Consider the following 14,598-nt stretch of genomic DNA (forward strand, 5'->3'; position numbering starts at 1 on the left):
AATGGAAGGAAATGAAGGCGCAGAAGCATTCCTATATCCTCATGTCGCCTTACATGTTGCTGTTTGCCGTCTTTACCGTGCTGCCCGTAATCATGTCCGTCTTCATTAGCTTTACATACTTCAACATGCTTGAATTCCCGCGCTTCATCGGGTGGCAGAACTACTCCCGCCTGTTCTTGGAAGACGATGTGTTCTTGATCGCCATCAAGAACACCATTCTATTCGCGGTCATTACCGGACCGCTCAGCTATATGGCTTGCTTCGTCTTCGCCTGGATCATCAACGATCTTCGCCCGAAGCTGCGCGCGTTCATGACGCTGATCTTCTATGCGCCGTCCATCTCGGGGAACGTCTACTTCCTCTGGCAGATGATCTTCTCGGGAGACCGTTACGGCATCGCGAACGGTTTCCTGATCAAGATGGGCGTTCTGCTCGACCCGATTCAGTGGCTGAAGACGGAGCAATACATTATGCCGATCATTATCCTCGTGCAGCTCTGGCTTAGTCTTGGAACAGGCTTCCTTGCTTTCATCGCAGGTCTCCAAACCGTGGACAAAACGCTGTACGAAGCAGGCGCGGTCGACGGCGTCAAGAACCGCTGGCAGGAGCTCTGGTACATTACGCTTCCTTCGATGAAGCCGCAGTTGATGTTCGGCGCCGTCATCCAGATCACTTCATCCTTGGCAATCGCGGACGTTTCCATTTACTTGGCTGGCTTCCCGAGCGTCAACTACGCGGCCGAAACCATCGTAACGCACTTGATCGACTTCGGTACGATTCGATTCGAGATGGGGTACGCATCCGCGATTGCGACTGTGCTGTTCACCTTGATGGTCGGAACGAACCTGGTCGTGCAGCGACTTCTCAGGAGGGTGGGGGAATAGACGATGAGGTTAGCGATTCCTATTCGCAAAAAACAAGTGAACCGTTCGTTTGCCGGAACGTTCTGGATGTTCGTGTTTCTGGCTGCCGTCGCCGCTTTCATGGCACTGCCGCTCGTATATGCGATCAATGCGGCATTCAAGCCGCTTGACGAGATCTTCCTGTTCCCGCCGACACTCTTCGTTCGGCATCCGACCACGAGCAACTTCATTGATCTGATGACGCTGCTCGGACAATCGTGGGTTCCGTTCTCCCGTTACATTTTCAACACCTTCTTCATTACCGGGATGGGCGTGGTCGGACACGTTCTGCTGGCTTCGGCCGCGGCATATCCGCTCGCGAAACACAAGTTTCCCGGATCGAAGCTCATCTTCACCGTCGTCGTGCTCTCTCTGATGTTTACGCCTCAGGTAACGGCGATTCCGAACTACATGGTCATGTCCTGGATCGGTCTCATTGATACGTACTGGGCTGTTATCGTGCCGGCATTCGCATTCTCGCTGGGATTGTACCTCATGAAACAGTTCATGGAGCAAATTCCCGATGCGCTGCTGGAGTCGGCCAAGATTGATGGAGCCAATGAATACCGGATATTCTGGCAAATCATCATGCCGAACGTGAAGCCGGCTTGGCTCACCTTGGTCATCCTGCTCTTCCAGATGCTCTGGGGAACGGATGGCAACGGCTTCATCTATAGCGAGCAGCTGAAGACGCTTCACTATGCTTCGAACCAGATCATCTTCGGCGGCATTGCGCGCGCCGGCGTCGGCTCGGCTGTAGCGCTTATTCTGATGAGCGTGCCGATCGCACTGTTCGTATTCTCGCAAAGTCGCATTATCGAAACGATGACGACATCCGGCATGAAAGACTAGGGGGAGGTGGAAGCGTGCAATTGAAGAGAGTTTTGCTGCTGGTCGCCATCATATCGCTGGTCGCTTCGCTCGGCATCCCGGCTGCATCGGCAGCTACGCCATACGAAGCTTACACGTACGATTATTACGGCGATTCATCGCCGCTGCCAGCTCCTTACGTGCCGGATGCCGCGATTACGGGCGTAAGCCTAGGCGTCGGCGACTTCAAAGAGCCGAGCGACATGTACGTTGCTCCCAATAATACGACGTATATCCTGGACAGCGGCAACGCGCGGATTATCGTACTTGACGCTGACTTGCACGTGAACCGTGTCATCAAGACGTTCACGAACAATGGCAAGGAGGATGGCTTCGCAGCGCCGCAAGGGCTGTTCGTCTCGGACAAGAACGAATTATACGTGGCGGATACCGATAATAGCCGCGTCGTCGTGCTATCGGAGAAAGGTGATTTGATCCGCATTATCGCGAATCCTAAGTCGGATATCCTGCCAGCTGGCTTCAAGTTCGTGCCGCTCAAAGTCACGGTCGATGCGGCGGATCGCGTATTCGTCATCGCTCGGGGCGTATTCGAAGGCATTATGCAGTTCGACGACAAGAACAATTTCATGGGTTATGTCGGTACGATCAACGTGTCGCCTACTGTCTGGGATCGGCTCTGGAAGTCGTTATCCACCAAGGCACAGAAATCGCAGATGCAGCTGTTCATCCCGACCGAATTCTCGAATGCCGACATCGATAGTAAGGGCTTCGTGTATGCAACCGCTATCGACATCACGTCCGACACTCCGATCAAGCGTCTGAATCCGTCCGGAGACGACGTTCTGAAGAGGTTAGGTTACTGGGATGTCAAGGGTGATATCCGATTCCGGATGTTCGGCAACAATTCGGGTCCGTCCAAGTTCACCGACATCAAGGTGCTTGGCGGCGGCATGTATGTCGCGCTCGACTCCAACCGCGCTCGGCTGTTCACTTACAACGATGAAGGCGATTTGCTGTATGCCTTTGGCGGCCGGGGCAACCAGCTCGGGGTCTTCAATACGCCAGTCGCCGTTGAGAAGATTGGCGATAAGCTCGCCGTGCTGGACAGCGGCAAGAAGAACATCGTCATCTTCCGTCCAACGAAGTTCGGAAGCCTCGTTCGAAAGGCCACGACGGAGCACTACAACGGCAACGACGACGTCGCCGTCAAGATATGGAGCGATGTGCTTCGCTTGAACACGAACTATGAAATCGCTTACCTTGGCATCGGCAAGTCGCTCCTGATGCAGAAGAACAACGAGAAGGCGATGGAATATTTCAAGCTTGGCATGAGTCGCAAGAACTTTTCGGTCGCGTACAAGCGATATCGCCGGGAAGAGCTGAAGGAACAGTTCGGCACGTTCATGACTGTCGTGCTTACCCTCATCATCGCGTTCATCGCGTATCGCGTTGCAAGACTAATCATCAGAAGGAGGGCTGTGAAACATGAAGCAGGACTTTCTTAAATTTCCGCTCCATCTTATCGTGCGTCCTTTTGACGGATTCTGGGATATGAAGTATGAGGGCAAGGGCAAATTGAAAGTTGCTCTGCTTATCTTGCTTGCGCTCATCCTGACGACGATTCTGCAGAAGCAATTTGCCGGCTATCTCGTCAATATGATAGATCCGCGTTCGTTAAACAGCTTGGACGATCTGCAGTTTACGGTTCTTCCCTTCTTATTGTTCTGCATCGCGAACTGGTCAATCACGACGCTCATGGAAGGGGAAGGGAAGTTCAAAGAGATCGTGATGGCGACCGGCTATGCGCTCCTGCCGATCGTGCTCATCAACTTGCCGATGACGTTCATCAGCCGATTCATGACGCAGGAGGAGACGGCGTTCTATTATCTCTCGAACAGCATCGCCAGCATATGGTTTCTCGTGCTGCTATTCGTGGGGATTATGACCGTCCACCAATACACGCCGGCGAAGACGGTGCTGACTTTGCTGCTGACCGTCGTCGCAATGGGGTTCGTCGTCTTTATCGCCACCTTGGCATTCAGTCTCGGTTCGCAGATCTACTGGTTCATCTACGACGTATACCGTGAAATCATATTCCGGACCTAAAGGAGGCCGCACCCTTGAAAAGACGAACAAAATGGTATGCGGCGCTGACCTGTATCGGGATTGTCGGTGTTGGGGCACTCGCCTATAGCGTATATACAAAAGGCGCTCCTTCTGTAGACATTGCTGCTTTCGCACAGTCGGACATGAAGCCTGCCGCGGCGACCAAACTGAAATATATGGCAGACAGAAGCAAAGCCGTACCGGGCATGAAGCTCGTTGCGAAGACGGATGCGCTCGCGCTCTACATGAATTCGGAAACGACCGAAATTGCCGTCCTTAACCTGGCGAGCGGCAAGGTGTGGCACAGCAATCCGGGGGATATCGGTTCGGATGCCAAAGCATCGCCATTCGAGAAGGACCGTTTGGCCGCACAGGTAACGCTTAACTACCGCGATTCGATTGGGACGCTGGGCGTAATCACCAATTTTACGGATAGTATCCAGCGGAAGCAGTTCAAGGCGGAGGGGATCGAGCACGGCGTCCGGATTACGTATACGATCGGGGATACATCGCTCGGGATCGATGCGCTGCCTAAGCGGATTAGCAAGAAACGGTTCGAGGAGAAGGTGCTGAGCAAGCTGGATGAGAAGTCGGCCGCTTACGTATCGAACCGGTACTATCCGCTCGAGAACAATCCTGACGTGCTGGAGAGGCTGGATGCGGAAGTATCTAGAGCGCTCGTGCTGAAGCGGGTGCTTGATGCCTTCACCAATGCCGGGTACACGGCGGACGACCTGAAGGCGGACAACGACGAGAACGGCATGTCCGGCGGCAGCGCTTCTACGAAGCCGAACTTCACCATTCCAATCGAGTATCAGCTCTCCGGCGATTCGCTGCTCGTACATGTTCCGGTGAAGGACATCCAAGAGAGTACAGGCTACCAGATCCGTTCCGTCGAGCTGCTAGACTTCTTCGGGGCAGCAAGCCAGGATGAACAAGGCTACATGCTCGTTCCCGACGGATCAGGCAGCTTGATCAACCTGAATAACGGCAAAGTGGGCGAAGAGGTCTACGTGCAGCGGGTGTACGGAGACGATCAGAATGATAATTCGAAGCGGCGCGGGCAGATCGCCGAGGCTGCGCGGCTGCCGGTGTTCGGCATGAAAGCGGGCGATGAGGCGTGGTTCGCAACGATCGAGAAGGGCGAAGGCATTGCCAGCATTAACGCGGACATCAGCGGTCGCAAAAATTCCTACAACAATGCCTATGCCAGCTTCGCCATTCGCGGCGAAGACGAGCTCGAGCTGTACAAAGGCAATAAAGTGGACGAATTCCAGCTGCTGACTGAAGATCGCTTCGCTGGCGACATCCAGCTCCGGTATAACTTCCTCTCCGGCAACCAGGCTTCGTACTCGGGCATGGCGGCGCTGTACCAGAACAATCTGGTGAAGGAAGGCGTGCTGCAGCCGCTGAAAGCGCAAGGCCAATTGCCGTTCTACGTCGATCTGCTCGGCGCGGTGGACAAACGCAAATCATTCCTCGGCGTGCCTTATAAAGGTCTAATGACGATGACGACGATCGATCAAGCGAGCCAAATCGCCAAGGCAATCAAGGATGCTGGCGTGTCCAACGTGCAGATGCGCTACGTAGGCTGGTTCAACGAAGGGATCGACCACAAGATTCCGGAGACCGTCAAGCTCGATAGTCAGCTGGGAAGTAAATCAGATCTGTCCGGTCTTGCGGCTCAGCTGAAGGACATGGGCGGCAACTTGTATCCCGACGTGGCATTCCAGCATGTGCTGCGCGAGAACCGTGACTTCAAGCCGGCTTCGGATGCAGCGCGCTTCGTCACGAGAGAGCAGGCTCTGCTGCAGCCATTCGACCGCGCGCTGAACGCGATGAACACCGAATGGGGTTCCTTCTACTTATTGTCGCCGTCGAAGCTGCCATACTTTGTGGAGCACTTCGTCGATAGCTATAAGAAATACAAGATGGATTCGGTCGCGCTTCGCGACATGGGCGATACGCTGACGGCCGATTATCGGGTCAATCGCGTCGTGTTCCGGGACGTCGCCAAGAATATCGTGACTGATCAGCTCGGCCAAATCGAGAAGAGCTATCCGAACGTGATGATGACCGGGGGCAACCAATACGCCTTGAAGTACGCCGACCAGCTGGTGAACGTGCCGATGGGCTCCAGTTCATTCAGCATTGAGGACGAGGTCGTTCCGTTCTATGAGATGGTCGTCCACGGCTACAAGAATTATGCCGGAGCGCCGATCAATCTGGATGACGAGCAGGACTTGTCGTACCATCTGCTCCATTCGCTGGAATATGGTGCCGCGCCGCATTTCTTCTGGTCGTACGAGTCGTCTTCCAAGCTGAAGCTGACCACTTACGAGTCATTGTTCTCGACGCATTACTCCGATTGGTTGGGAGGCGCTGCGGAATTGTATAGCAAGCTGAACAAAGTGCTTGCCGGATTGCAGAGCGAGACAATCACGGAGCATGCGCAGTTAAAGCCTGGGGTGGTCAAAGTAAGCTACAGCAACGGAACATCGATTTATGTGAACTATACGAATCAGCCGGTCAACGTTCAAGATGTGCAAATCGGTGCGAACAATTTTATGGTGGGTGGTGACAACCTGTGAACATGAAACGATTAACCTTGACGCAGAAACGTTCGCTGCTCGGCATCTTGTTCATCTTGCCTTGGCTGCTTGGCTTCGTGTTTTTGTTCGCGACGCCGCTGCTTCAATCGATTCATTTCAGCTTCAGCAACATGAAGATCGCCCCGGGAGGCGGGTATACGCTAGACTTCATCGGGTTGGGTAACTTCAAGAACGCGCTGTCGATCGATCCGAATTTCAATCGCATTCTGACTCAGTCCTTGAGCGAGATGGCGTGGAACGTACCGATGATCCTGTTCTTCAGCTTGTTTACGGCGACGCTGCTCAACACCAAGTTCGTTGGACGCCCATTCGCACGCGCAATCTTCTTCCTGCCGGTCATTCTGGCATCCGGCGCCATTGCCGCAGCCCAGACGTCAGGCCTTATTCAATTGACCGGCAGCTCGGAGATAGCGAAGGAGCTCGGGCAGCAGCAGAACGGCTTTGACCCGCTCTCGCTCGCCTTCATGTTGTCCGACGCGGGACTTCCGATGTGGTTTATCGAATACATCATCAGCGCCGTACAGCGAATCTATGAAATTATTAAGAGCTCCGGCGTGCAGATTCTAATCTTCCTTGCCGCGCTCCAATCCGTTCCCGTCTCGATGTACGAGGTAGCCAAGATGGAAGGTGCGACGGCGTACGAGACGTTCTGGAAGATTACGTTCCCGATGGTCAGCCCGTTAATCTTGACGAACATCATCTATACGATTATCGATTCGTTCACGAACAGCCAAGTGACGACGACGATCTACAACACGGCGTTCCAGGCGCAGAACTTCGGGCTCAGCGCTGCAATGTCCTGGATTTATACCGCAGTTATTAGCGTAGTGCTCATTATTGTCGGCATTCTCGTTTCTAGAAAAGTGTTCTACTACAATTGATGGGATAGGAGGGCGAAGGCAATGAAATTCCCCGATTTGCAAAACGAAGCCGTCGTCATACAAATGCAAAAGGCGCGCAACAAGACGGCATCCCTGCTATGGCTTATTTTCCGCTACATTCTGATCATTGGCATCTCGTTCATCATTCTCTATCCGATCCTGCAGCAGCTGTCGGTCGCCTTTAAGGATAAGTCGGATATCTACAATCCGACGATCTACATGATTCCGGTGCATTTCACGATGGAGAACGTGCGGTATGCGATGGCTGTGCTGGACTACTGGCCGCTGCTGAAGAACACGCTCCTCTTCGCGGCATCTACGACGCTTCTCCAGGCCGCTTCTTGCTCGCTGGCGGGCTACGGCTTTGCCCGGTTTAATTTCAGAGGGAAGAACATCCTGTTCACGCTGGTCGTGCTGACCATCTTGATTCCGTCAAGTACGCTGATGGTGCCGATGTACATTCATTTCCGCTCGTTTGATTTGCTCGGCGTTATCAATCTAATTACAGGCAAGGAAGGCATCAACATGCTCAATACGTACGGCCCATCGCTGATTACGGCTGCATTCGCCAACGGCTTGAAGTCGGGCTTGTACATTTATATTTTCCGCCAATTCTTCCGCGGCATGCCGGGTGAAATCGAAGAGGCAGCACTCATTGACGGCGCCGGAGGTATCCGCACCTTCTTCACGATTATGCTGCCGAACGCGATTCCCCCGCTCATTACCGTCATCTTGTTCGCATTCGTCTGGCAGTATAACGACATCTTCTACGCATCGCTGTTCAACAGTGCCAGCAATCTGATGTCGATCAAAGTATCCTCGCTCCCTGCCGATGTGAACCAGTACTTGCCGGGCATTATGGGCATTGGCACCGGAACGAACGTCAAAGTGGATCCAAACCAAGTGTCTATGATCGTCGACACAGGAATTCTGCTCGCCATTACCCCTCTGATTGCAATGTACCTCTTCGTGCAGCGCTTCTTCGTCGAGAGCGTCGAGCGTTCGGGCGTCGTCGGCTAAGCGCGAGGGGAAGGGGAGTACAGCATGAACAGACGAATGCTTGCCTTCGTCTCCATTGGAGGAGTCTTGCTGGTGGCGGCTACGATTCTGCTGACCATCCCGGCTACTAACAACGGACCTAATAACGGACGTAACGAGTCTCCTCGGTCTGAGCTAAACGCTCAGGCTGAGGAGACTTTAACAACAGCTGGAAAAGCACCTCTCATTCGCAACGTGAGAGCGAGTTCAGCGGATGTCGGCCTCTATGAGAAGTTTGAGCTAACTTTCGACGTGGACGGCGAGTATGACAATCCTTACAATCCCGAGCAGATCGACTTAGCTATGGTGCTCTCGTCGCCTTCAGGAAAGAGCTGGAACATTAATGGCTTCTATGACGCGATGGAAACGAAATGGAAGTTTCGATTCGCGCCCGACGAGAAGGGGATGTGGCATTACCGCTTCCACGCCGCAAGTCATGGCGGGGCCGACCAAAGTAGCGGGATCGAGGGTGAATTCGAAGCAGTCGCATCTGACAGCAGGGGCTGGATTCAGCTGTCGCAGACGAACAAGCGGTACATGGAATACCGCGACGGCTCGACCTTCTACGGTATCAGCCTTGCGTATCCGTGGAATATCACGGATGCGAACCTGGACAAAATCGCGGCAAACGGCGGTAATCTGATCACTTACTGGAATGGCAATTACGATGGTGAAGGTGGCGGCGGCGGGAGGAATCAACTGCAATCCTATGAAGCCGGCGTAGATAAGATCGATCCGCTGAAAGCCCAGCGGGTGGATGATCTGCTAGTGGCGTTCGAGCAGCGCGGATTGCATATGAGCTTCGTCATCTGGCCGCACGACTCCCTGACCGAGCTATTGGAGGGCTGGCCTAATACATGGTCGCAGAATGGCTATTCGGCGCTTGGACCCGCGAAGGATTTCTATGTGAGCGACAAGATGTGGCACTACCAAGAACAGCTGTATCGGTACATCATCGCGCGCTGGGGATATAGCCATGCGCTCGGCATCTGGGACTTGGTCGACGAAATCAACGGCACGGACGGATGGGCGCAAAATCCGACCGACGTGACGGACGCCTGGGTAAAGAAGGTGCACGATTACTTCAAGGCGCATGATCCGTACGGTCATCCGACGATGGGCTCGATGGCTGGCAGCAGGCAAGACTACTGGGATTACGCCTATCGCACGCTCGATATTGCCGACCGGGAAAACTATTATAATTTCGGCTACGAAGCTTACGCTCGTGATATACGCAAACGTTGGGACAGCTACGAGAAGCCGCTGATGATCGGCGAAACCGGCAATATTACCGATACGGACAAATACCATCAGGCGATCTGGGTATCATTGACGAATGGTCTTGCGTCGATTCCAACCTGGTGGGATTTCGATCATGTCAGTGACGATATGTTTCTGCAGATGAAGCATTTGGCAGCATTCGCAGCGAAGATTGACTTCCGTGAGCCGCGTATTCCCGTGGGCGGCAGCGTTGATCAAGAATCGAAGGCGCAAGCTTGGGTCATGCAAGGTGACCGAATGTCATTTGGTTGGCTTTTGGCTGAGAAGGACGGGGCAGGCGGCAGGTCAGTGAAACTGACTAACTTTGCAAACGGTTCCTACGTCGTCTCTTGGTACGATCCGTGGACAGGTACGACAATCGGTGAAGGGAACGTTGAGGCGACGGGCGGTTTGCTCGTCGTGGTGGCGCCAGCATCGAAGCAGCTGGATCTATCATTTACAATTACGCGGAGATAACGATGGCGATAAGAATAAGAGAGCAAAGGAGAATCCGACCATGATGTTCGTTAAAGGCATGACGTACGGCTGGAACAGCAAGCGCGGCGCTTATAGGCAGCCGTATGCAACGGATTCACTCCAAAAGCTTAAGGCGACGGGCAGCGAATGGATTGCGTTATCCTTCTACACGCATCAAGCAAACGTGTATGCGACGGATATCCCTTTCGATTACGGGTACACGATGACGGACAGAGACATCGAGCACGCGGTGAAGGAAGCAAAAGCGCTCGGGCTGAAGGTCTGCCTGAAGCCCGTCGTTAATTCCGCGGACGGCATCTGGCGGGCGCATATCGGGTTTCCGGAAGAAGCGGGAGCCGAGCCCTATTGGGACGCGTGGTTCCGCTCCTATACGAATTTCCTCACGCATTACGCGGAGCTCGCTGATGAGCTTGCCTGCGAGATGTTCTGCATTGGCTGCGAAATGGTGAAGACCGAATCCAAGGCCGATCATTGGTCCGCCTTGATCACTCGCGTTCGCGAGATCTACAGCGGTCCGATCGTCTATAACGCTAATCATGGCTCGGAGGATCGGATCAAATGGTTTGACAGCGTCGACTATATCGGCACGAGCGCCTATTATCCCGTTGCGAAGCAGCCCGGCGACAGCGAGGAAGCGATGATCGCGAAGTGGCTGCCGGTCCGGGAGAAGATGGCCGCGCTGCATGCCAAGTTCAACAAGCCGATCATCTTCATGGAAATCGGCTGCCGCAGCGCTCTCGGCTGCGCGACGATGCCGTGGGATTTCACGCATACGGAGCTGCCCGTAAGTGAGGAGGAGCAGGCGAACTTCTACAGCTCGGTCATTAAGGTGTTCTGGGATGAGCCTTGGTTTGCCGGCTTCTTCTGGTGGGATTGGAGTGTTAAACTCTACGACCTTGAAACGGCTGGCTCGAATGTCGGCTTCGACATCTACGGGAAGAAGGCTGAGCAGATTGTGAAGGAATGGTATGCGAAGCCGAAGAAGACTTTAAGGGCGAATTGAGTCAATTCTAGCATAGGAGCTGATAGAAACATGAGTTTGCGAGTGCTGACGGAAGTACAAGTCGAACAGTTCATCGACAAAGGTTATGTGCAAATTAAAGGCGCCTTCTCGCGGGAAGCAGCTCTGGAGGCGCAGTCGTTCCTGTGGGGCAAGCTGGAAGAGAAGGCAGGCGTCGTTCGCGAGGATCTCTCGACGTGGAAGGAGCCGATGATCAGCATCCGCGAAAATTACCGCAACGCTGCTTTCGATCTATGTAATACAGCGCAGTTTGCCGATGCCATTGAGGATTTGACAGGCAGGGATCGCACGATCCGCCGCTTCGTCGCCGGTGAGACGGAGGGCGAGAAGCTGCCAGGCTGGGGCTGGTGGCCGGTCAACTTCTTCGTCGGCAAGGGCGAGCCATGGTTCGTGCCGACGAACGGGTGGCATTGGGACGGCATTCATTTCCGGCATTATGTCGATGCGCCGGAGCAAGGGCTGCTCTGCCTGTGTCTCTTCTCCGATATCGGGCCGCATGGAGGCGGCACGTTGGTTGTCGAAGGCTCGCATAAGACGGTCGCGCGTCACTTGACCAAGTATCCGGAAGGCGTCGAGCTGGGTGAAGGCATTCATGCTTTGCATGCCGAGCACCCTTATTTTGCTAAGTTGACTGGGCGGGACGGTGAGCAGATGAGCCCGGAGGAGCGGAACGCTTATTTCATGGATCAGGCCTATATCGAAGAAGACGGCACTCGGCTGCAGGTCATAGAGACGACGGGAGAGGCAGGGGATGTCATTCTATGCCATCCTTTCCTCGTACATGCCGCGTCGCCGAACCATAGCGGTAATGTCCGATTCATGTGCAACCGGACGTCGCCGCTGAAGGAGAGACTATCGCTGCAGCGAGAAGAGGCCGATGGCTACTCGCCGCTCGAGCGGAGCATCCGTACTTCCGTCTATCGTTAATACACGCCGAGATCACGATCTAAATCGAGGTGTCGATAAGGAGGCTTGCCAAATGGAGAAAGAGATACGGTTAATCCAGGAAAGAGATTATGAACAAGCGCATGCCTTTCAGTGTGAGTATCTAGACAGAGAATCCTTTGAGGATTTTGTGCAGCGGGTGAAGAGTGATTCTGACTTGTATTTCGTAATGGTGGATGGCAGCGATGTGGTTGGCGTTTGTTATGGAAGCCCGTCTAAGAAGAATGAGTCAGTCTATAATTTGAATGGGATCGCGGTTAATCTGGATCAAACCAAGAATTATGCTAGAGTCGGACTGGGAACAAACATGCTGCGAATCTTTGAAACAGCGGTGAAGAAAAAAAGCTATTCTACGATTGGCGTAGGTTCGGCGGACGATCCGAAAGTCGAAGGCTTTTATTTGAAGAATGGATTCGTGCCAACCGAATTGGTGGCGTTTGGTCCGAATATGGAGCAGCTTGAGAGAGTCCGGGAAGACGACTATGAGAGCGGGCTTATGCGCAGGGAAGATCTTAGACGTAAACACAATCCTAGAGAAGTGATCTTCATTTTCGAAAAAAATCTAGCATGAGTTTTCTTCGAGGGGGCCGAGACATTGAAAAGATGGTGTAATGCGTTCGTTGTCTCCATGCTCGCGTTTGTTTTGGCAACGGGATGTACGGATAACACGCAAAATCCAGATAACGAGCAATTAAACAAGGCAGTGAATGTCCCTTCGGCGGCTAGCAATTCGGAGAAGAACACCGAGAAGAATACCGAGAAGGATGCGCCATCTCAAGGCACGAATTCCTCTGCTTTGCCTGCGACCGCGCCGGACCCGAAGCTGCCGAAGCGCGACTCGCAGTCAGCGCCACTTGACGACTTCAAGCAGGCGAAACAGCTAGGGAGAGGCGTCAATCTTGGCAACGCGTTAGAGGCCCCGTCAGAAGGGGAATGGGGCGTTATTTTACAGGAAAGCTACTTCAAGACGATCAAGGATGCTGGCTTCGAATCTGTCCGCGTTCCGATCAAGTGGTCGGGGCATGCGGACACGAATGCACCTTATGCGATTGAGGCCAATTTCCTCAAACGGATTGATTGGGTCATCGACCAAGCGCTGAAGCAGGGGCTGAACGTCGTTCTTGATATGCACAATTACGAAGAGATCTATCAGAATCCTAATGACCAAGAGGCTCGTTTTCTCGCGCTATGGAAGCAGATCTCGGCACGGTACAAGGAGCTGCCCGGCAATGTGTATTATGAGCTGCTCAATGAACCGAACAGTTCTCTGACTTGGTCCAAATGGAATAAACTGCTGAAGAAAGCGCTTGATACGATCAGGAGCGAGGATCAGTGGCATTCGGTCATAATCGGGTCCGTCAACTGGAGCAATTACGCTGAACTTGTGTCGCTCGACATTCCGGATAACGAACGCAATGTCATCGTTACGTTCCATTACTACGATCCTTTTCCATTCACCCACCAAGGGGCAGAGTGGACGGGTCCCGAGATCGGAACGACAGGCGTCACTTGGCCAGGTCCGCCAGCGCAGAAGGTGGAGCCGATCGCTGCTGCCGAGCAGGTGCAGTGGGTGGCCGATTGGTTCCGCGATTACAATACGAATCCGGCTGAAACGAATCCGGCAGGTCCCCATGCGATAGCGGAAGCTTTTGATAAAGTGGCCAGTTGGTCAAAAGAGAATAATCGTCCGGTCTATCTTGGCGAATTCGGTGCGTACAGCAAAGCCGATATGCCTTCACGTGAGCGCTGGACGACCGTTGTTCGAGAGGAAGCGGAGAAGCGCGGCTTCAGCTGGGCTTATTGGGAGTTCTGCTCGGGCTTTGGCGTATATGACCCGGTAACCAATCAGTATCGGCAGGAATTGCTAGAAGCGCTTATTCCTCATAAGAAGTAGTAAGGAATAGATAAGATTCAATCGGGAGTTGATGCTTTGAACACGCAAGTTCCTGTGCTTAATATCATTGGACCAGTTGGCATCGGAAAGTCCAGCACCGCAGATGCTATATCAGAAGTTCTGGAATATGATTATGCTCTTCCGCATGCGGTAGTCGATCTTGATCATGTGAGGCGCGGGTTTCCTCCGCCCGAAGATGATCCTTTCAACATGGAGCTAGGATTTAGCAATCTAGCAGCTGTCTGGAACAACTATCGCTCGTTTGGTGCCAGGTGTCTGATTATTCCAAGTGTCATGGAAAGCAATGAGGATCTGGACAGAATTCGAGGTTCCGTACCTGGAGCCGATATATTCATCGTTCGCCTCGTTGCATCGCTTGATGTCAACCATGCTCGGATACGTGGCAGGGAAAAGGCTATCGATTCACTGAACTGGCATCTGAAGCGCTCAGCTCAGCTTGCTGAGGAACTCGCCGTGAAGAAATTGGAGAATATAGTTGTAGACACGGAAAATAAATCGCCATCCGAAATTGCCAGAGAGATTGTCAGCAAATGGGGAATCGTTGAATGGCATGGTTCGAACGGTTCGAAGGGTTGAATAAGGATTCTTA

Annotated in this window: 13 protein-coding genes; all 13 read left to right on the forward strand. The window is 53.3% G+C overall.

The window, feature by feature from the left end; genetic code table 11:
- Window positions 1-11 precede the first annotated feature (11 nt).
- From AC0YNX_RS04690 to AC0YNX_RS04750, 13 genes are read left to right on the forward strand one after another with little or no spacing between them, the layout of a single operon-like run.
- Window positions 12-884, forward strand: coding sequence for a carbohydrate ABC transporter permease (locus tag AC0YNX_RS04690; RefSeq protein ID WP_475815181.1), 873 nt, complete (start codon window positions 12-14; stop codon window positions 882-884).
- A 3-nt stretch (window positions 885-887) separates the two neighbouring features.
- The gene (locus AC0YNX_RS04695; protein WP_475814469.1) at window positions 888-1,754 is read left to right on the forward strand and encodes a carbohydrate ABC transporter permease; all 867 of its coding nucleotides are present in this window, start codon (window positions 888-890) and stop codon (window positions 1,752-1,754) included.
- 14 nt (window positions 1,755-1,768) lie between these two features.
- Window positions 1,769-3,238 carry a gluconolactonase gene (locus tag AC0YNX_RS04700; RefSeq protein WP_475814470.1) on the forward strand — a complete coding sequence of 490 codons (1,470 nt, stop codon included), beginning with the start codon at window positions 1,769-1,771 and terminating at the stop codon, window positions 3,236-3,238.
- Window positions 3,219-3,839, forward strand: a complete 621-nt coding sequence (locus AC0YNX_RS04705; protein ID WP_475814471.1) for a Yip1 family protein — start codon at window positions 3,219-3,221, stop codon at window positions 3,837-3,839. Before AC0YNX_RS04700 ends, AC0YNX_RS04705 begins: the two co-directional genes overlap by 20 nt.
- 14 nt (window positions 3,840-3,853) lie before the next feature.
- The gene (locus tag AC0YNX_RS04710) at window positions 3,854-6,430 is read left to right on the forward strand and encodes a DUF5696 domain-containing protein (protein ID WP_475814472.1); all 2,577 of its coding nucleotides are present in this window, start codon (window positions 3,854-3,856) and stop codon (window positions 6,428-6,430) included.
- A 2-nt stretch (window positions 6,431-6,432) separates the two neighbouring features.
- Window positions 6,433-7,332: a carbohydrate ABC transporter permease gene (locus AC0YNX_RS04715; RefSeq protein ID WP_475815182.1), complete on the forward strand. Its 900-nt coding sequence runs from the start codon at window positions 6,433-6,435 to the stop codon at window positions 7,330-7,332.
- Between the two features lie 21 nt (window positions 7,333-7,353).
- The gene (locus AC0YNX_RS04720; protein WP_475814473.1) at window positions 7,354-8,352 is read left to right on the forward strand and encodes a carbohydrate ABC transporter permease; all 999 of its coding nucleotides are present in this window, start codon (window positions 7,354-7,356) and stop codon (window positions 8,350-8,352) included.
- A 24-nt stretch (window positions 8,353-8,376) separates the two neighbouring features.
- Window positions 8,377-10,107 (forward strand): DUF5060 domain-containing protein, encoded by a 1,731-nt coding sequence (locus tag AC0YNX_RS04725; RefSeq protein ID WP_475814474.1) that lies wholly within the window; start codon window positions 8,377-8,379, stop codon window positions 10,105-10,107.
- A 40-nt stretch (window positions 10,108-10,147) separates the two neighbouring features.
- Window positions 10,148-11,131, forward strand: coding sequence for a glycoside hydrolase family 113 (locus tag AC0YNX_RS04730; protein WP_475814475.1), 984 nt, complete (start codon window positions 10,148-10,150; stop codon window positions 11,129-11,131).
- Between the two features lie 30 nt (window positions 11,132-11,161).
- Window positions 11,162-12,076, forward strand: coding sequence for a phytanoyl-CoA dioxygenase family protein (locus tag AC0YNX_RS04735; RefSeq protein ID WP_475814476.1), 915 nt, complete (start codon window positions 11,162-11,164; stop codon window positions 12,074-12,076).
- Window positions 12,077-12,128: 52 nt separating this feature from the next.
- Complete coding sequence (locus AC0YNX_RS04740) at window positions 12,129-12,665, forward strand: GNAT family N-acetyltransferase (protein ID WP_475814477.1); 537 nt, start codon at window positions 12,129-12,131, stop codon at window positions 12,663-12,665.
- Between the two features lie 24 nt (window positions 12,666-12,689).
- Window positions 12,690-13,988: a glycoside hydrolase family 5 protein gene (locus AC0YNX_RS04745; RefSeq protein WP_475814478.1), complete on the forward strand. Its 1,299-nt coding sequence runs from the start codon at window positions 12,690-12,692 to the stop codon at window positions 13,986-13,988.
- A 36-nt stretch (window positions 13,989-14,024) separates the two neighbouring features.
- Entirely contained in the window at window positions 14,025-14,585 is a 561-nt protein-coding gene (locus tag AC0YNX_RS04750; protein WP_475814479.1) for a hypothetical protein, read from the forward strand.
- Window positions 14,586-14,598: the final 13 nt, after the last annotated feature.

Source organism: Paenibacillus sp. J31R98 (genome assembly GCF_056269245.1).